This window comes from Collinsella aerofaciens, assembly GCF_040926405.1.
Lineage (GTDB): Bacteria > Actinomycetota > Coriobacteriia > Coriobacteriales > Coriobacteriaceae > Collinsella.
In genome coordinates this window covers 67909-86595 of record NZ_JBCOIG010000001.1, presented here as the reverse complement: position 1 = coordinate 86595, position 18687 = coordinate 67909, and the positions used below count along the sequence as shown (strand labels likewise).

At 59.0% G+C, this 18687-nt stretch carries 15 protein-coding genes; all 15 read right to left on the bottom strand.

Features of this window, described 5'->3' with window-relative positions:
- Positions 1-3: 3 nt before the first annotated feature.
- The gene (gene hflX / locus AB5758_RS00405; RefSeq protein ID WP_368155309.1) at positions 4-1293 is read right to left on the bottom strand and encodes a GTPase HflX; all 1290 of its coding nucleotides are present in this window, start codon (positions 1291-1293) and stop codon (positions 4-6) included.
- A complete protein-coding gene (miaA, locus tag AB5758_RS00400; protein ID WP_238023074.1) occupies positions 1293-2231 on the bottom strand; it encodes a tRNA (adenosine(37)-N6)-dimethylallyltransferase MiaA in 939 nt (312 codons plus the stop codon). The genes hflX and miaA overlap by 1 nt, the downstream gene beginning before the upstream one ends.
- The gene (gene miaB / locus AB5758_RS00395; RefSeq protein ID WP_238023075.1) at positions 2231-3601 is read right to left on the bottom strand and encodes a tRNA (N6-isopentenyl adenosine(37)-C2)-methylthiotransferase MiaB; all 1371 of its coding nucleotides are present in this window, start codon (positions 3599-3601) and stop codon (positions 2231-2233) included. Before miaB ends, miaA begins: the two co-directional genes overlap by 1 nt.
- A 45-nt stretch (positions 3602-3646) precedes the next feature.
- A complete protein-coding gene (locus AB5758_RS00390; RefSeq protein ID WP_006235982.1) occupies positions 3647-3964 on the bottom strand; it encodes a stage V sporulation protein S in 318 nt (105 codons plus the stop codon).
- Positions 3965-4038: 74 nt separating this feature from the next.
- Positions 4039-5124, bottom strand: coding sequence for an ATP-binding protein (locus tag AB5758_RS00385; protein WP_238023076.1), 1086 nt, complete (start codon positions 5122-5124; stop codon positions 4039-4041).
- A 1-nt stretch (position 5125) separates the two neighbouring features.
- Positions 5126-6676, bottom strand: coding sequence for a ribonuclease Y (gene rny / locus AB5758_RS00380; protein ID WP_089573375.1), 1551 nt, complete (start codon positions 6674-6676; stop codon positions 5126-5128).
- 257 nt (positions 6677-6933) lie between these two features.
- Positions 6934-7626, bottom strand: a complete 693-nt coding sequence (locus AB5758_RS00375) for a regulatory protein RecX (protein ID WP_368141588.1) — start codon at positions 7624-7626, stop codon at positions 6934-6936.
- A gap of 11 nt (positions 7627-7637) precedes the next feature.
- On the bottom strand, positions 7638-8786 hold the full coding sequence (recA, locus tag AB5758_RS00370; RefSeq protein WP_022094695.1) for a recombinase RecA: 1149 nt from the start codon (positions 8784-8786) through the stop codon (positions 7638-7640).
- A gap of 257 nt (positions 8787-9043) precedes the next feature.
- Positions 9044-9574, bottom strand: coding sequence for a CinA family protein (locus tag AB5758_RS00365; RefSeq protein WP_138374193.1), 531 nt, complete (start codon positions 9572-9574; stop codon positions 9044-9046).
- Positions 9575-9586: 12 nt separating this feature from the next.
- On the bottom strand, positions 9587-10135 hold the full coding sequence (gene pgsA, locus AB5758_RS00360) for a CDP-diacylglycerol--glycerol-3-phosphate 3-phosphatidyltransferase (protein ID WP_006235973.1): 549 nt from the start codon (positions 10133-10135) through the stop codon (positions 9587-9589).
- A gap of 99 nt (positions 10136-10234) precedes the next feature.
- Positions 10235-11584 carry a 30S ribosomal protein S12 methylthiotransferase RimO gene (rimO, locus tag AB5758_RS00355; RefSeq protein WP_368141589.1) on the bottom strand — a complete coding sequence of 450 codons (1350 nt, stop codon included), beginning with the start codon at positions 11582-11584 and terminating at the stop codon, positions 10235-10237.
- Between the two features lie 27 nt (positions 11585-11611).
- Positions 11612-12109, bottom strand: a complete 498-nt coding sequence (locus AB5758_RS00350) for a YajQ family cyclic di-GMP-binding protein (RefSeq protein ID WP_006235971.1) — start codon at positions 12107-12109, stop codon at positions 11612-11614.
- A gap of 26 nt (positions 12110-12135) precedes the next feature.
- The gene (locus AB5758_RS00345; protein ID WP_161144704.1) at positions 12136-13647 is read right to left on the bottom strand and encodes a helix-turn-helix domain-containing protein; all 1512 of its coding nucleotides are present in this window, start codon (positions 13645-13647) and stop codon (positions 12136-12138) included.
- A complete protein-coding gene (locus AB5758_RS00340; RefSeq protein ID WP_368152403.1) occupies positions 13647-16427 on the bottom strand; it encodes an FtsK/SpoIIIE family DNA translocase in 2781 nt (926 codons plus the stop codon). Before AB5758_RS00340 ends, AB5758_RS00345 begins: the two co-directional genes overlap by 1 nt.
- 1 nt (position 16428) lies before the next feature.
- On the bottom strand, positions 16429-18099 hold the full coding sequence (locus AB5758_RS00335; protein WP_006235967.1) for a ribonuclease J: 1671 nt from the start codon (positions 18097-18099) through the stop codon (positions 16429-16431).
- Between the last annotated feature and the right edge of the window lie 588 nt (positions 18100-18687).

Genomic DNA, 18687 nt, shown 5'->3' with positions numbered 1-18687 from the left:
CGTCTACTCGGTGCGATAACGCTTGAGCCGCGGCGCGATACGGGCCGGCAGCTTCGCCACAATACGAACGCCGTCCTCAAGATATTCCTCGTGCAAAAGGGTTCCCTGCTCATGCACCAGCGTGATGAGGGCGCCCTCGCGATACGGGATATCAGCAGAGAGCAACACATCGGTAGCAGCCGCCTCACGAGCAATACGGTCGACGAAATCGTCGAGTCCCTCGCCCGTCTGGGCCGAGAACAGCACGGCCTCGGGATAGCGACGACGGAAGCTCAGACGATCAACGCTATCGAGAAGATCGATTTTATTGAATACGGTCAGCGTTAAACGCTCTCCAGCGCCGATCTCATCAAGAACGCGGTCGACAGCCTCAAGCTGCCGCTCATAGTCCTCGTCAGACGCATCTACGACTTTGAGAATTAGATCGGCACCCAACACCTCGGACAGCGTCGATTTAAAGGCATCGACCAGACCATGCGGCAGCTTTTGAATAAAGCCGACGGTATCAGTAATCGTCATGCCGCGACCGCCGGGCAGGCGATACGAACGCGTCGTCGGGTCGAGCGTAGCAAACAGCTTGTCCTGCGAAAGTACCGTAGAGCCGGTCAGGCGATTGAGCAACGTCGATTTACCGGCATTGGTATAACCGGCTAACGCGACGCGAAACGCCGGTGACTCAATGCGGCTCTTGGACTGGACATCGCGATGCTGTTCAACCTGCTTGAGCTCACGACGAAGCGCGGCAATCTTATTGCGAATCAAGCGACGGTCAACCTCGAGCTGGCTTTCACCCTGGCCAAAGCGCGAACCGATGCCGCCGCGCGTCTGCTCCTTGGCAAGATGGCTCCACATGCCACGCAGACGAGGCAACAGATATTGAAGCTGCGCCAGCTGCACCTGTAGACGACCCTCGCGCGTCTGGGCATGCAGGCCGAAAATATCAAGAATGAGCGCCGTGCGATCGATGATCTTAACCGGTTCGCCCACGGCCTTCTCCAGATAGGACTGCTGTGAAGGCGTCAGATCGTCGTCAAAAATAACGACATCGGCATCCATGCGATGCACTAAGCCGCACAGCTCTTCAACCTTGCCGGAACCGATAAACGATTTAGGATAGGGTTTAGCCAGTCGCTGCGACAAACGAGCAACACACCGGGCGCCAGCCGTGTGCGCCAGGCGCTCAAGCTCATCGAGCGAGCGATCGAGCGGCCACGCATTGTCGCGCCACTCGACGCCGACAAGAATGGCACGCTCAGGCTCGGGTGCTGTGGGAACGAGGGGAAACCGGGCCATCAGGCAGCCTCGATGCGATGCAAGATATCCTCAACGACCTCATCGACCGTATATTCGTCCATATCGAACCACACAATACGATCGTCGCGCTTAAACCACGAAAGCTGACGCTTGGCATAGCGACGCGAACGCATCTTAATGAGTTCACGAGCCTCATCCATAGTCATCACACCGTTAAAAGCATCAATGATTTCTTTGTAGCCAATCGCCTGCATCGAAGTGAGCGCATCTTCAAGCCCCTGGTCCATAAGGCCACGGACCTCATCAACAAGACCCTGCTCAAACATGAGGTCAACGCGCAGGTTAATGCGCTCGTAAAGCAGCTCACGATTGCGTGTCAAGCCAAACCACAAGGCATGATAATGCTCACATGGAACACTAAACTGTGACTTTTGCTGTGCGTAGGAAACGCCGTCATCATGCATTTCGAGCGCACGAATCACGCGGCGCACATTATGAGGATGAATGACCGCGGCAGACTCAGGATCGCGCTCGGCAAGCAGCTTATGCAGCGCTTCCTCACCAATGCGCTCGGCAAGTTCCTGATAACCCGCACGGCGATCGTCCTCAAGTTCTCCCGAGGGAAAATCCATCTCATCGAGGGCGGCCTTGAGATACAGGCCCGTACCCCCGCAAAACACCGGAAGACGTCCAGACCCGAGCAGGCGCTCAACATGCGCGCGAGCGTCAGCCTGATAAAGCGCAGCAGAATATGCCACACCCGGCTCTACAATGTCGACGAGACGCAGCGGCGCCGTACACTCATCGGGCGTCATCTTTGCGGTACCGATGTCCATGCCGCGATAGATTTGCATCGCATCGCACGACAGCACTTCGGACGAAAGACGAGCGGCCAAACGGTCGGCAACATCACTCTTACCAACCGCCGTCGGACCGACGATCGCAACGGCGGAAAGACCTGCCCCGGAAGAAACCATTAGCGCGGCTCGCCCACAACGGAGCCGGACAAATACCAGGTCTTGGCAACGTCAACGTCAACATCAACGATCTTGCCAACAAGCTGATCGATGCTGTAACCCTCGGGTATAGGCGCATGCACGGTCTGATTCTTGGGACTCTTGCCCAGCAGGACCGCGTCGTTCTTTTTACTCGTTCCCTCAATGAGCGCCGGAACCACAGTATGAAGTTCACCCTGGTTATACTCATGTGCCGTGGTCTCGATAACCTTAACCAGGCGGTTGAAACGCCCGAGAATAACCTCATGCGGCGTAGGATCGTCAATCTCTGCGGCCGGGGTACCGGCGCGCTTGGAATAGATGAAGGTATAGGCCTGGGCATAGCGGACCGTCTCGGCAAGTGAAAGCGTCTGCTCAAAGTCTTCTTCAGTCTCGCCCGGGAAGCCAACGATAATGTCAGTCGAGAGCGCGATATCGGGCATGCGGTTGCGAATGCGATCGACCAGGCCCAGATAGTCCTCGCGTGTATAACGGCGATTCATCTCTTTGAGGATCCGCGTCGAACCTGACTGGACGGCCAGGTGCAGCTGCGGCATAACAGCAGGCGTCTCGGCCATGGCGTCGATGGTCTCGGGCAGCAGATCCTTGGGATGCGAAGACGTAAAGAAGATGCGCTCCACACCCGTATCGCCCACGGCACGCAGCAAATCGGCAAAACGCGGCTTGCCAAACAGATCGCGACCATATGAGTTAACGTTTTGGCCCAGCAGCGTAATCTCACGCACGCCCTGGCGCACCAAACCGGTCACCTCGTCGACAATCTCCTCGAAGGAGCGGCTCTTTTCGCGACCGCGCACGTACGGAACGATGCAATAGGTACAGAAATTATTGCAGCCCGTCATGATGGGCACCCAAGCGTGATACTGGGTCTCGCGATGCCACGGCATGCTCATGGCATCCGTATCCTCATGCTCATTGGTGCGGATATGACGCTTGCCGTCAAGGAACGCCTCGGCAATGAGCTCGGCCACATGTGCGATAGAATGCGTACCAAAGATGACATTGACGTTATCGACGTTGGTGAGCAGGCCCTCGCCATCGCGCTGCGCGATGCAACCACCAACGGCAACCACGCGCTTACCCGAAGGCGAAGGCGGCAGGCTTTTGCAGGAATTGCACTGACCGTACAGGCGAGTATCGGCGGCCTCGCGCACGCAGCATGTCATGAAGACAACGATATCGGCATGCTCGGGATCGAGCGCCATGAGGCAGCCATACGAATCGAGCAGACCGCTCACACGCTCGGAGTCGTGCTGATTCATCTGGCAGCCAAAGGTGCGGATAAAGTAGGTTTTACCGGCAAGAATATCGCGTACGGAACGCTGGTCCATGTGCATAAGTCCTAACGATGGGGAGCGAAACGAGGCAAGCAGAAGCTATGCCACAGGCTTAACATCATCCATGACGACGTTATCCATAGCAGCTCGATTGATCTGGTGAACGTAGATAGAAAGGCGGATGGCCGTGCGCGACTCCCCGTTAATGAGGATGTCGGAGAACACGGGCGCGCAGGAAATATCAAAACCGGTTGGAATCAAAAAACCGCGCGCGATAGCCACGGCCTTAATGGCCTGGTTGACAGCACCAGCGCCGACACACTGGATGTTGACGGGTACACCATCCTTGACCATGCCGGCGATGGCGCCGGCAACGGACGCGGGCGATGATTTGCTTGATACCTTCAGGCAATCCATGAAGAAACTCCTGCGTTTAAAAGTACGTTTTAACTGCAATAACTGTATCGTACCGAGTGGACTCGGTAAAGGCACTATTCCTCTTTGGCAAGATCGAAGGTCACAGTGATTCGATCACGCGAAACACGAATCTTTGGGTCGCCGCAAAGGTTGAGATAGTACCGGGCGGCAAGGTCATTAAAGTCACGCTCCACAGCACGCGAAAACTGTGCCATGTCATCCTTGGCAATACGTAGCCCGCGACGATCCTTCGCAAGATCGACAGGAGCCGGCGTATGCGAGGACGAATCACGCTCGCGCAGCAGACGCGCGGTCACACCGCGAACGGGCTTAATCTGCCCTGCCAAAATGCGATGAGCCGTGCGCTCGGACATCTCAAGACCCAAACCCGAACAGATACGGATAAAGTCCTCGGCATCAGAGGCAAGGCCTAAACGATCGACAACCGGAAGCTCGCTCTCGTCATCAATGAACAGGAGACGCGACGTATCGAGCTGACTTGACGCCTGAGCATAAAGGGTCGCGGCAATCTCAGACGGAGAACCAAGATAGACATCGCAACCACGCAACTCCTCGAGCGCAAACTCACAAGCAGCGCGAATAATATTATGCGGACCGCGAGCACAGACATAACGCCCGTCCTCATCCTTGACGGCCTGGGGCCAGCTGGACTGATCGGCACGCTCACTGAGGCGGTCGGCCGCAACGCTCACCTTAAAGGCTGAGCCTAGATCGACACCGGACGTAACCACGCGGGCCTCGTCGGTGTTCTGCTTGATCGAAAACAATGCCATGCCACGACCGTGAACGCCCCAACGGTCCATCTTCATGCTCTCGAGCTTGGAGGTAACACGGGCATCGAAGATTCGCTCTTGCATATCCTGCGGAACGCCCGAACCGTTATCCAAAAAGACAAGCGTGCGGACGCCATCTTCCTTAGTCGTGGCGAGATAGACCTTGTCGGCGCCAGCATCGCGAGCATTACGGAGCATTTCGATGACGATGTCCTCGACATGCTGAATGTCGTGCTTTGCCTGGCGCCGCTCGGCCTCCGAAACGCGGAGGCGGACATACCCCTCGCCAAGGTTCTCCTCGACGCGAAGGTTGCCCTCCCCCGACATCGACGCGATAAATGAGATGAGCTCGTTCGCGTCGCTCATGTTATTTAGCGATATCGACAGCGCGGCTCTCGCGAATCACGACGACGCGCACCTGACCGGGATACTCCATCTCTTCCTCGATCTGATGGGCGATATCGTGAGCCAGGACCGTGGACTGGGCATCGGAGATCTTGTCCGGCTGAACCATGACGTGGACCTCGCGACCAGCCTGCATGGCATAGGTACGCTCGACGCCGTCATGGGAGTTGGCAATCTCCTCGAGCTTCTCAAGACGCTTGATGTAGTTCTCGGCAGACTCGCGACGGGCGCCGGGGCGAGAGGCAGAGACAGCATCGGCGGCCTGTACCAGGACATCGAGCACCGTGTTGGGGTCGACGTCGGCATGATGAGCCTCGATAGCGTGGACGATAACGGGCTTCTCGCCATAACGGCGGGCAAGCTCAGCGCCGATGACGGCATGCGGGCCCTCGACGTCGTGGTCGATTGCCTTGCCCAGGTCGTGCAGCAGGCCGGCGCGCTTGGCGGTCACAACGTCCAGGCCAAGCTCGGAAGCCATCACGCCGCACAGGTCGGAGACCTCGAGGGAGTGCTGAAGCACGTTCTGGCCAAACGAGGTGCGGTAACGCAGAGCACCGAGGGTCTTGACGATCTCGGGGTGCAGGTCGTGAATGCCGGTGTCGAAAGCAGCCTGCTCGCCGGCCTCGCGCACGCGCTGCTGAACCAGGTCGGCAGCCTTGTGATACATCTCCTCGATGCGGGCGGGGTGAATGCGGCCGTCGGCGATGAGGTTCTCGAGGGCGACACGGGCGGTCTCGCGACGGACCGGGTCGAAGCTCGAAAGAACGACGGTCTCGGGCGTGTCGTCGATCACGAGGTTGACGCCGGAAACCTGCTCGAAGGTCCGGATGTTGCGACCCTCGCGACCGATGATACGACCCTTGAGGTCATCAGAGGGAATGTGCACGGAGGTAACGGTGACCTCGGCAGTGTGGTCGGCAGCGCAGCGCTGAATCGCCAGGGACAGAATCTCCTGGGCGGTCTTGTGGCACTCGGCGCGAACCTGCTGCTCGGACTCGCGAATGATCGTGGCGGCCTCGTGGGTGACCTCCCCGCGAACCTTATCGAGGAGCTCCTTGTGGGCGTCCTCGCGGGTAAGGTCGGCAATACGCTCGAGCTCGGAGGTCTGCTTTGCGCAGAGCTCCTCGAGCTCACGGGAGCGCTTCTCGACCTGACCGGCCTGGCTGGACAGCTGATGCTCGCGCTTGTCGAGAGCGTCGTTGCGGCGATCGAGGGATTCCTCGCGCTGCATCACGCGGTTCTCGAGCGTACGAATCTCGTTCTTACGCTGCTTGTCCTCGGCCTCGGCCGCCTGCTTGTTCTTGATGATTTCCTCTTTAGCCTCGAGCAGAGCCTCTTTTTTGAGGGTCTCGGCCTGACGCTTAGCATCACCGATCAGGGACTCAGCCTGTGCGTGTGCCGACTGAATCTTTTCGTCGGCCTCGTGAAGACTACCCTGCTTGGCGGTGCGCATGTAGGCAATGGCGGCGATGGCACCCAAAACGATGCCAACGAGCGCTGCGATGATAGGCATGCTCACTCCTTTTTATGGATTCGTTACACAACAAAGCGAACCGTCCTTACGAACGGCTCGCGACATTTGAGTAATATGGGCGCAGCTTATGCGGGTCGGATACAGATAAACATATAAACAAACTCATCACAGATGAGCACATATCACAAAGCAAATGACGGTGTTTATCGTACGTTGAACCACAACAACTGTCAAATAAATGGCCCCGGCACGGCGGCTAAAACGCGGTGAACGGCAGGGTCACAAAACGCATACGCCTAAACCGCACATTCCTCGCGTTCGGCATCGAGACGTGCCTTAACGGCATCGGCGGCGATGTGATACGAGAAGCCCTTGCCCATCAAAAACCGAACCAGTTTTTCGAATCCGCGCGTCTCTGGAACACGCCGCTTGGCGAGCAGGGCTGACGCACGCGCCAAATCGTCTTCGACGGCAAAATATTCCTCGGGATAACCGGGAATGTCATCGAGCACGACATGACGGCGCTTGAGCTCGGTCTCGATTTTGCGCTGTCCCCAACCGCGCCGCTTGCGCTCCTCGATAAAGTACGAGCAAAAGCGGTTGTCGTCTAAAAAGTGATACTCGGTGGCGCGCTCGACGGCGAAATCAATCGCTGTCTGGTGAAAGCCGTAGCAAGCCAGCTTGTCACGGACCTCACCCGTCGCATGGTCGCGGCGCGATAACATCTCGGTCACCATGGTAAGTGCACATTTACGCTCGATGAGCTGCACCGCCTCACGAAAGTTGTCCCAATCACAGGGAAGATCTGGGCGGTTTTTGACATACAGGCGCGCGACCCGCACGGGAATCCAAATAGAACGCTCAAAACCGCCCTCAAGCTCACAATCGATATGTGCGCAAGGCTTTTTGGACGCATACCCGCTCGAGAACGAGGAGGCCGCCTTCTTATCGGGAAAGACGACCGTGGCCTCGGTCACCGTATACGACATGAGCGTAACCGCTACTCGTCGTCATCATCGAGCATGGCGGAACCATCGATGGCGTAAAGCTCGTCAAACTCCTCAGGCGCAGGCTGATCGGTCAGCTCGACCTCGGACGGAGCATCGTCATCAAACTCAAGTCCGCAGGCAAGGCGGACCTTATGCTCAATCTCGTCGGCGCAATCGGGGTGTTCGCGCAGGAAAGCCTTGGCGGCCTCGCGACCGTTGCCGAGCTTGTCCTCGCCATAGGCAAACCAGGAGCCCATCTTCTTGCAGATGCCGCACTCGACAGCCATGTCCAGAATCGAGCCTTCCTTAGAGATGCCCGTACCGTACATGATGTCGAACTCAGCAGAACGGAACGGAGCTGCCACCTTGTTCTTAACGACCTTGGCTCGCACGCGGTTACCGATAACCTCGTCCTTAAGCTTAATGCTGTCGATACGGCGAATGTCGATACGCACCGAAGAGAAGAACTTAAGGGCGCGGCCGCCCGTCGTAGTCTCGGGGTTGCCGAACATGACGCCAATCTTCTCACGCAGTTGGTTAATGAAGATGCACGTCGTGTTGGACTTGGACAGCGAGCCGGCGAGCTTGCGGAGCGCCTGGCTCATCAGGCGAGCCTGAAGACCGACCGTAGTGTCGCCGATCTCTCCCTCGATCTCGGCACGCGGGGTCAGCGCGGCGACGGAGTCGACGACGATGGCATCGATGGCGCCGGAGCGCACGAGCATGTCAACAATCTCGAGCGCCTGCTCGCCCGTATCGGGCTGGGAAATGAGCACCTCGTCGATATCCACGCCGATGCGCGCGGCATACGTGGGATCGAGCGCGTGCTCGGCATCGATAAATGCAACAACGCCACCCATTGCCTGGGCCTCGGCCAAGATCTCGAGCGAAAGCGTCGTCTTACCGGAGGACTCGGGACCGTAGATCTCGACGATTCGGCCGCGCGGCACACCGCCGATACCCAGAGCGGCATCGAGTGCCAGAGCGCCCGTAGGGATGGCCTCGACCTCGAGCTCGGGGCCACCGTCGCCGTACCTCATGATGGAACCCTGGCCGAATTTCTTCTCGATCTCGGCCTTGGTGGTGGCGATCATCTCATCGCGCTCTTTACCCGTCGTGCGAGCATGAACGGTACGTACGGGACCTGAATTCTTGGCCATGAATAGCCCTCCTCTTAACAACCTGCATCGATAATAAACGAACGGCTGTTCGTGGTCAACCGTTCAGATAAATCATATGCAGCCGACCTTTCCAAAACCCAACCAAACGCCGACCAAACACTGACCAAATGCTTGACCACAAAGGACCAAAAATGAACAAGGCAGGCAAAAATACACCCATGAACAGCACAAACGCTAAATTCTTCTGAGGTCCCTATCTCCACAATTAAGGGGCCCGGAGGCCCCTTAAAACACGTCTATTCCATAGAGTTGAGCACAAGGGCAATGCGTCCCAATGCCTCCGCGACCGCATGGGCACGAACACACGAACGGTCGCCCTCATAGTGGCAGCGCACAGAGTCCACGACCGGCACGCCCCCATCGGCGGAGCGATACGCCCAGCCAATATAGAAAGTGCCCGCCGGATCTTCCTCAGTGCCACCGCCGGGGCCGGCATAACCCGTTGCGCTCACTGCAATATCGCTCTGGTACAGCTCCAGCGAACCCGCCGCCATCTCGCGCGCGGTCTGATGCGACACCGCGGTATAGCGGTCGAGCGTCTCCTGCTCAACACCAAGAACGCGATGCTTGATCTCATCGCAATAGGTCACCGCACCGCCACGCAGCACCGCCGAGGCGCCCGGGATATCGGCAATCGTCGAGGCGATCATACCCGCCGTCAGCGACTCAGCCGTCGAAACCGTCACGCCCCGAGCGCTCGCGCGCTCGACAATATCGCGCGCCAGCTCCTCGTTATGTGCGGAAATCTGCTCAAAAGAGTCCGTCATACCCACCAGGACCTAGACCGAAAAGACGATCTTGCGGCAGTTCCAGAAGTACTGGGCGCCCGAGATAACGGTCAGGACAACGGCAACGGCGTACAGGAAGCGCGACACCGAGTAGATGCCGAGCGTCAGCGCCACCGGGCCAAGGTGCAAGCCGGCCATCGCAAAGACGCACAGATAACCGCAGATGGAGACCATCGTGGTCGCCGTCTTGTACTTGCCGAGCTTATCGGCCGCAACGACCACACCAGCAGCACTCGCGACCATGCGAAGAGCGCTCACCAGCAGCTCGCGGAACAGGATAATGAACACGGACCACACGGTCACCGCGCCAAAATCCAAGAACAGCAGCAGGGCCGAGAACACCAGCAGCTTGTCCGCGATGGGGTCCAAGAACTTGCCGAAATCGGTGATCTCGTTGCGCGAGCGCGCCAGATAGCCGTCGACCTTATCGGTGCACGACAGAATCACGTACAGAATAAAAGCGGCGGCGGCGAGCGGGCCGTCGAAGGTGCTCCAATCCGTACCGGCAACACTCGTGTGAGACAGCGCCGACACAATCATGAACACCGGGATAAAGACGATGCGCACGCACGTCACGATATTGGCGGGCGTCCAAACACTCGTCAGTTCCTTATTGCTCTCGTTTGCCACGACGCTCTCCTACTCCACAACATGGCCGATAAGCTCATAGCAGAAGCTATCGGTAAACTCGACAGTCAGAATATCGCCCACGGACGCCTCGCTGGCATCCAAGTGCACAGCGCCATCGGAATCGGGCGCCTGGAACCAGGCATGGCCGATCAGCTCGGCGCCGTCCTCGGTCTCTTCGATACCGTCGACGATCACCTGGGCGCGCTCGCCCACATGTGCGGCGGTAGCGGCAAAACCGAGCGACTCGGCCAGATCCATGGCCTCCTGGGCGCGCTCAAGCTTGACCTCTTCGTCGACCTGACCCTCCATCTTGGCGGCCAGGCTGCCTTCCTCACGCGAGTAGGCAAAGACACTCGTGTAGTCGAAGCCGACGGTGTCCATAAAGTCGATAAGGTCGCGGAACTCGTCGTCGGTCTCGGTCGGGAAGCCGACCATGGCCGTGGAACGGATCACGATGCCGGGGATACGCTCACGCAGATCGCGGAACAGGTCCTCGAGCTCCTGGCGCGAACCAGAACGGCGCATAGCCTTGAGGATGCGCGCGTCGCAGTGCTGCACGGGGATATCGATATAGGGCAGCACCTCGGGCGTATCGCGAATCGTCTCGATGAGTTCGTCAGTCATGCCCTCGGGCTGCAGATAGAGCACGCGGACCCAGACGTTGTGCGGGCGCACGGCCTCGGCGACGGCACGCAGCAGCTGCGCCAGATTGCGCGGCGAGCCATCGGCGACGTCCTCGTCGGCAAAGTCGGTACCCCAGATGCCCGTGTCCTGGCCGATCAGCACGATCTCGCGCACACCGCCGGAAACCAGGTCGCGCACCTCGGAGATGATGCTCTCGGCATTGCGCGAATGATAGCGGCCGCGGATGTAGGGAATCATGCAGAAGCTGCAGAAGCGGTTGCAGCCATCGGAAATCTTGACGTAAGCGACAGCACCCTCGACGGTACGTTTGACCTGCGGGATATAGGCTGCAATCTCACGCTCGACACCCAGCACGCCATCGATGACCGCCACGATGCCATCTTCCTCGTCGGCCTTCACAAAGGCAGCGACCTCGGGCAGCTCGTCAGGCAGGTCATCGCCATAGCGCGACGGCACGCAGCCGCACATGACGATGGGACAAGAACGAACGCCGTCCTGAACCTCGTTGGCGAGCTCGAGCGTGGTCTCGATGCTCTCGGACGTTGCGGAGGCGAGGAACGAGCAAGTATTGACGATGGCGATATCGGCATCCTGCGGGTCGAATGCCTCCTCGTAGCCCGCGGCGGTCAAAAGAGAACGCATGCGGTCGGTGTCAACCTCGTTCTTAGCGCACCCGAGGGTGATGTAGAGCACGGAGCCCAACGGTGTATCCATGTTGGAGAGCGGTCCTTTCGATTGATATTAGCGGTAGTTGGTGAACTGCAGCGGCTGGCCGTAGTCCTGGTCGCGCAGGAACTGAATCACGGTCTGCAACGCGTCCTTCGAAGCAGAGGAAACACGCAGTTTGTCGGCCTCGATGGTCACCTTGACCTTGAGCTTTTGATCCTTGATGTCCTTGTTGATCTTCTTGGCGGTCGCCTGGTCGATACCCTCGACGATATGGCCGAGCACGCGCACGGTGCCACCCGATGCCGCCTGCGGAGCATCCCACGAGACAGCCTTGAGGTCGATGCCGCGCTTGATGAGCTTGGAGCTCAGCACGTCAACAATCTGTTTGGAGACAAAGTCGGCCGGGGCGTTGATCGTAAAGAGCTTGTCGCCCTTCGAAAGCTCGATCGTGGCGCCGGAATCCTTAAGGTCATAGCGCTGGGAAATCTCGCGCGTGGTCTGCTGGAAGGCGTTGTCGACCTCTTGCATGTTGACCTCGGACACGACGTCGAAGCTGGAATCTTTAGCCATGATGTTTCCTTTCGCGTACGAGCGGCCTAGTAGCTATCGTACGAATTGTCGGTAGAATCGGTGGGTGTCTGACCGTCAGTTGCGGTATCGGCGCCATCCGTGGACTGGGCATCGGTACCGTCGGTGGCATCGGTACCATCGGTGGTGTCGGTACCATCAGAACTTTCACCATTCTCGGAATCAGACGTCTCCTTCTTGGGAACGGTGATCGTCACACGCGCCACGCCCGAGGTCTTGGTATCGTAACGAACCTTTTCACCGTTCTTGGTAACGGTGACATCGGAAGGCTTGGACGTGGTGATCTCGATCGAAGACTCGGGCGTGTACTCCTGCTCAAAGGGGCCAGTCGCCTGGGCGCCATAGACCGACTTGCCGTCAACCTTGACCTCAATCCACGCGGTCTTTCCCTTGGCAACGGAGACTTTGACCTTCGTGACCTCGTTCTCTTCCTTCTTGGCCGTCGTCTTGGTAGCGTCCGAATCAGTCGACTCATCCGTCGCCTCATCGGTGTCATCGTCCTCGTCGACCGTTTCGGTCTTCTTAGAAGACTTCTTGGTCGTCATCTTGGTAGCAGTGGGCGTCTCGGGCGTGTTCTCGGGCGCCGAAGATGCGCAGCCACGTAGAAGCACCACGATGAGCACAATCAACAGCAGCACAACGGCACCGATGCCGGCGTAGACGATACGCGGATCGAGCCCGTTGTTTTGAGGAGTACGTGATCCGCCGCGTCCACGACCGGAACTGCTGCGGCCGCTTCCCTGAGGCATACGACCGCGATTGCTATCGGAACGGCCGCGATAGCCGCCCTGGCCCTGAAGGCTGCGCTGACCCGAGCGGGGCGCAAGTTCACCGCGGCCTTGATAGCCACGCTGGACCGAACGCGGAGCCGAAGAGCGCTGGCCATACGGCTGTGATTGAGAGCGAAGACGCGGCGTCACCTGCGTGGTATCGGCATCCGAATAGCCACCGCGAGAGCGTCCCATAGAGGCACCACGGTAACCGCGATCGGAATAGCCGCCGTCGCCGTAGCCGGCACGAGGGTCACGCGCCACGCCGCGGGCAGCGGGAAGTGCACGGTCCTCGGGCATCGGCGTACTGCGGAACCGGTCACGCTGTGAGCGAATCTCCTCGCCCGAACCCGTCTCAGTAATATAACCGGCCTGCTGAGGACGCTGTCCATAGCGGGTTGAACGACCGCCCTGAACCATCAGGAAGCGCCCGTTATCGACCGAGGAACGCGAATTGACGTAGCCGGCGGCGTCCTGAAAACGACCGCCCTGCTGCGACGTCTCGCGTTCGTATGCCATCAGGTCGTCAAAGTAGGCATTGACGACCTCGCGCGGATTGAGGCCCAAAAAGCGAGCATAGCTCGAAATCATGCCCTGCGCATAGCCGCGCGGCGGCATCGAAGCAAAGTTACCGGTCTCGAAAAACTCGATGATCTGCGGCCTGATTTTGATGGTGTTGGCGACCTGCTGAATGGAAAGGCCCATCCGGCGACGCTGCTCGAGCAGCATGTCACCAAAGCGTGCAGCCATCAGAATCCTCCAAACTCACGATCTTCACGTGCCATCTCGGCGTCGACAGATTCCAGCGCGGCAAGCCCCTCCTCGTCCAACAGGACCTCACGCGGCTTGGAACCGTCGGGCGGGCCGACGACACCCTTTTCTTCCAGCATGTCCATAATACGCCCGGCACGCGCATAGCCAACCTTCAGACGACGTTGCAGGCCAGATGTGGAGCCAAGCTGCGATTCCACCACAATATGGGCGGCTTCCCAAATGAGCGGATCATCGTCTTGCGGCTCGGCTACTCCGGTGCGGACAATACCGCCGCCACCCGCCATGGACATGGAAGCGGGCGCCACAGCCGACAGGATCTCCTCATGGTAGTCGGGCTCGCTTTGCGACTTGACGAACTCGACAATCTCGTTGATTTCATCGTCCGAGACAAAGCAGCCCTGAATACGACGAGGCTTGCCCCAGTCGACCTTGGAGAACAGCATGTCGCCCAAACCGGTGAGCTTTTCGGCACCCATCTGGTCGATGATGACGCGCGAGTCGATGCCCGTGGCGACGTTAAAGGCGATGCGGTTGGTGATGTTGGCCTTAATGAGGCCCGTCACCACGTTGGAGCTCGGGCGCTGCGTGGCCACGATAAGGTGGATACCGGCGGCACGGCCCAGCTGAGCAATACGCACGATCGAGGCCTCGACATCCTTACCGGCGACCATCATCAGGTCCGAGAGCTCGTCGATGATAATGACCAGATAGGGCATCTTTTGCGGCGGGTTATCGTAATGTTCAAACTCGCCGGCGGCCTGCTTTTCGTTATAGGTCGAGATCTTACGTACATTGAGACGCTCGAAGACCTTCAGGCGACGCTCCATCTCGGACACGGCCCATTGCAGAGCGCTCGCGGCCTGCTTGGGCTCGGTCACTACAGGCACGTAAAGATGCGGCAGACCGTTATAGCCCGCAAGCTCGACGCGCTTGGGGTCGACCATGATCAGGCGAACGTCCTCGGGAAGCGCGCGCATGAGCAGGGTCGTGATGATGGAGTTGATCATCACCGACTTACCAGAACCGGTCGTGCCGGCGATCAGCAGGTGGGGCATCTTGGCGAGGTCGGCGACGACCGGCGTACCCTCGGCATCGCGACCGATGGCCAGCTCGAGCGGACCGCCCTTCACATAGGGCAGCACGTCGCCCAGGTTGACGTTCTGGCGCTTGCGATTGGGGATCTCGATACCCACGAGCGACGTGCCGGGGATCGGGGCAAAGATACGAACCGACTGAGCTGCGAGCGAAAGCGCGATATCGTCCTCGAGGCTCGAAATCTTGCTCACGCGCTCGCCCTCGCCAGGTTGCAGCTTAAAGGTCGTCACCGTGGGGCCGGCGATCCAGCCGACCACGCGGGCGCTGCGGCCAAACTCAAGCAGGGTCGACTGCAGCGACTCGGCAGTTTGCTCCAGCTCCTTGTCCGAAGACGCAGCGGAAGCCGACTGCGGGTTGGCATGCAGAATCTCAAGTGGCGGAAGTTTGAGGCCGTCCTCTTCTTCGCCCTCGTTATCTGCGGCGCCGCCGTCCGTTCCCCCATCGCTGGCCGCAGCCGATTCGACAGCACTCAAGGCAGGCGCATCGGCAACCTTGGGATGCTTCAAGAAGTCGGGGATCTGAGGTGCTGCCGAGACAGGATTCACGGCAAACGGCGGCTCGGACTCGTCGATCTTATCGGGGTCGTCTTCCATCGAAAGCTGACCGGTTACCTGGTCGCGCTTTGCATGGCGACGCGGCAGCAAAGTTGTCTTTGCGGTCTCAATCGGAGCCTCGTCGTCCTCGTCATCACCCTCGGTGAGCTCAATCTCGCTCTCGGACCAAGACGGGTCGGGCTCACTCGTATTGAGTTTGGGCGCAGCCTTGCCCTTCTTGGCATGGCGGCGCGGCAACAGCGTTGTCTTGGCCCGCTCGGCCTCCACGGCCTCAGACACGTCGACAAACGGATCTTCGTCCACGTCCTCATCGTCCAGAATCGGATCGACTTCGCTACCCATAACCGTAGTCACGGCCGCATCGGGGCCCTTTTGACGAAGAATGCTCAGGTGCGGACGGGCAACGCCGGGCACCGACAGGGCTTCGTCGTCACCCCACGGGCTGGCGTTGACATCGGCACGGCGGCGCTCGGCAAAATCGGCCGCACGGTCGCGAGCAGAGCGCAAAACGCCGCCAACCGAAAAGCCGATGATGACCAAGCCCACGACGACAAAGCCCAACAGGACTACCATCGCGATAGGCTTACCCAGGGCATTCTGCAGCGCACTCGCAATAAACGCACCGATGTAGCCACCCGAGGCGGACAAATTTTGCGGCGTGAACATAAGGTCACAAGAGACACTCGTACCCGGCACCATCAGCGAAAGAATGGAGACGACGGCGATAAAGACCACGGCGCCGCCCGCAACAGAGCGTACGTTGAGCGGCGAGTCCTCGCCTAAAAAGAGCGTGGCGGCAAACAGCAAAATGACGATCGGCAGCACGTAGGCGCCCAGACCAAAGCCCAGGTGGTAGAAACCGGCAACCGCAGCCGTAACGGGTGCGGTCGCCGGCGAAATCACGGCAATGAAGGACGCAATCGCCAAAACGGCGATGACCACGCCGGCGATATCACGGTTGGCCGAGGGCTCAACCAAAGGCTCAAAATCGTCGAAGTCCGCCTCGTGGCCCTTATTGGCACGCAGATGGGAACCGGCACCCTTAGCAGATGCCGGTTGGTTATTGGCCTTATTGCTTTTGGCGTTTTGTGCAGATCCACGCGCCAAACTAAACCTCCATGACGACCGGGATGATCATCGGACGGGTGCGCGTACGGCTCCAGATAAAGTTAGAGAGCGAATCGCGCACGGCCTTACGAATAGCATCGGAACCGCTGCTCGTAAAGCTGAACTTGCCCTTCTCGATCGTCTTCATGATGGACGCGGAGGCATCCTCAGAGAACTGGTCGTCGATGGCAAACGAGACGCCGCGGCCCGAGAACTCGATGGCCTCGATCTTCTTGTGTTTAAGCGAGACGATGGCAACAGCGGTAACCATACCGTCATTGGCGAGCTTCTGACGATCGCGCAAGACGATGGGGTCGGTATCGCCGATACGAAGGCCGTCGACGTAGACGACGCCGGACTCGACGGGCGTACCGCGCTTGACGATACCGCCGCGCATCTCGAGCGTGTCGCCGTTATCGAGGATAAAGATATGATCGTCCTTGATGCCCATCTTGCGGGCAAGCTGGGCATGGGCGCGCAGATGCACGGCCTCACCGTGAACCGGCATAAAGTAAGTGGGCTTGGCCATGGCCATCAGGAGCTTGAGCTCCTCCTGGCTACCGTGGCCCGAGACGTGGACAAGAGCGCGGTTCTTATCCCACACGTCGCAGCCGAGCTTGGCCAGGCTGTTGACGACCTGCTGGACGGCTTTCTCGTTGCCGGGAACGGGAGTTGCCGAGAGGATGACGGTATCGCCCTCGTGGATAGAGAGCGTCTTGTGCTCGCCATTGGCCATGCGGGACAGGGCCGACAGCGGCTCGCCCTGCGAACCGGTGCACATGACGACGATCTTGTCGTCGGGCAGGTTATCGATATCGAAGGCATCGATGATATCGGCATCGTCGATGTTGAGGTAGCCCAGCTCGCGCGCGACGCGGGTGTTGGTGAGCATGGAACGACCGGTCACAACGACCTTACGGCCGCACTTGCGGGCGGCATCGCAGATCTGCTGCAAACGATGGATATGGCTCGAGAACGAAGCGACGAACACGCGACCCGGGGCGTTCTTGATGGCATGCAGCAGGTTGGGACCAACCTCGGCCTCGGACTTGGTAAAGCCGGGAACCGTGGCATTGGTGGAGTCGGACAGCAACAGGTCGATGCCCTGCTTGGCAAAGCGGCTGATAGCGGCATAGTCGGGCGTGACGCCGTCGATGGGCGTCTGGTCGAGCTTAAAGTCGCCGGTGTGCATAACGGTGCCCTGATTGGTGCGGATGAACACGCCCAGAGCGCCGGGGATGGAGTGCGTCATCGAGAAGAAGTCGAGCGAGATGCCGCCGAGGTTGACATGGCTGCCGCCCTTGACCTCGCGGAACTTGGGTGCGCGGATGCGGAACTCAGAAAGCTTACCCTCGATAAAGCCAAGCGTCAGCTTGCTCGAAAAGATGGGCACCTTGTTGTTGAGGTCCTGCAGCAGATACGGAAGCGAACCGGTGTGGTCCTCGTGGCCGTGGGTAACGACGATACCGCGGAGCTTTTCCTCGTTCTCCAAAACATAGGTGTAGTCGGGAAGCACCAGGTCGATACCGGGCTGGGAGTCATCCGGGAACATGAGGCCGGCGTCGACGAGCACCATGTCGTCGCCGCACTCGAAGACCGTCATGTTCTTGCCGATGCCGTCAAGGCCACCGAGCGGAATGATCTTCAAGGGAGATGATTTTTTAGCTGCCATAGGTTAGTGTGGTTTCCTTTCTTCGAAACGGGTCTGGAACAACCGGCGGGGCGCTTCTGGCAAACCGACCGCCGGGAACGTACAAACATGCATCATAGAGTCGACGCAGTAACCTCAGTATGATACCCATTTGCCCACCAACAGACCACCCATGCATCAAAGCCCCATCTGAACTGGTCCATCCCGCCGGTTTCCCGTGGGGCGGGCACTGATGAAGTTTCCTGCTCTACAGTCCTGCTCACGACGGAGGCCACATTAAGTGGCCTCCTGTTCGTGCGGAACTCGCGATAAACTTCATCAGTGCCCGCCCCACGGGAAACCTGCCAAATAGAGACAGGTTTATTTTGGTCGGTTTTATCTGGGAAGATGCTGCTGCGGCTATCTACAGATCTGTAATCTGACTACTGAATAGACTGTCTAACTAAATAGCGAGCGGCATTAACCAGCCCTTTTGCTTGCGCCCGGGAGGGACGCATATGAAGTTTATCGCGAGTTCCGCACGCAAAGGAAAGCACTTAATATGCTCTCCGTGCGAGCAGGACTGTAGAGCAGGAAACTTTACCTGCGGCCCCGCCGAGAATAGCAAAA

Excerpts from the sequence above, each read along its gene's own strand:
- pgsA (WP_006235973.1), bottom strand. The coding sequence starts at position 10,135 with ATGATTGTGTCGGCGCTGTCTCACACGAGTGTTGCCGGTACGGATTGG.
- AB5758_RS00365 (WP_138374193.1), bottom strand. The coding sequence starts at position 9,574 with ATGACGGACTCTTTTGAGCAGATTTCCGCACATAACGAGGAGCTGGCG.
- AB5758_RS00335 (WP_006235967.1), bottom strand. The coding sequence starts at position 18,099 with ATGGCAGCTAAAAAATCATCTCCCTTGAAGATCATTCCGCTCGGTGGC.
- AB5758_RS00385 (WP_238023076.1), bottom strand. The coding sequence starts at position 5,124 with ATGAGCGACGCGAACGAGCTCATCTCATTTATCGCGTCGATGTCGGGG.
- hflX (WP_368155309.1), bottom strand. The coding sequence starts at position 1,293 with ATGGCCCGGTTTCCCCTCGTTCCCACAGCACCCGAGCCTGAGCGTGCC.
- AB5758_RS00390 (WP_006235982.1), bottom strand. The coding sequence starts at position 3,964 with ATGGATTGCCTGAAGGTATCAAGCAAATCATCGCCCGCGTCCGTTGCC.
- recA (WP_022094695.1), bottom strand. The coding sequence starts at position 8,786 with ATGGCCAAGAATTCAGGTCCCGTACGTACCGTTCATGCTCGCACGACG.
- AB5758_RS00345 (WP_161144704.1), bottom strand. The coding sequence starts at position 13,647 with ATGGCTGCACGCTTTGGTGACATGCTGCTCGAGCAGCGTCGCCGGATG.
- miaA (WP_238023074.1), bottom strand. The coding sequence starts at position 2,231 with ATGGTTTCTTCCGGGGCAGGTCTTTCCGCCGTTGCGATCGTCGGTCCG.
- rny (WP_089573375.1), bottom strand. The coding sequence starts at position 6,676 with ATGCCTATCATCGCAGCGCTCGTTGGCATCGTTTTGGGTGCCATCGCC.
- AB5758_RS00350 (WP_006235971.1), bottom strand. The coding sequence starts at position 12,109 with ATGGCTAAAGATTCCAGCTTCGACGTCGTGTCCGAGGTCAACATGCAA.
- AB5758_RS00375 (WP_368141588.1), bottom strand. The coding sequence starts at position 7,626 with ATGTCGTATACGGTGACCGAGGCCACGGTCGTCTTTCCCGATAAGAAG.
- rimO (WP_368141589.1), bottom strand. The coding sequence starts at position 11,584 with ATGGATACACCGTTGGGCTCCGTGCTCTACATCACCCTCGGGTGCGCT.
- miaB (WP_238023075.1), bottom strand. The coding sequence starts at position 3,601 with ATGGACCAGCGTTCCGTACGCGATATTCTTGCCGGTAAAACCTACTTT.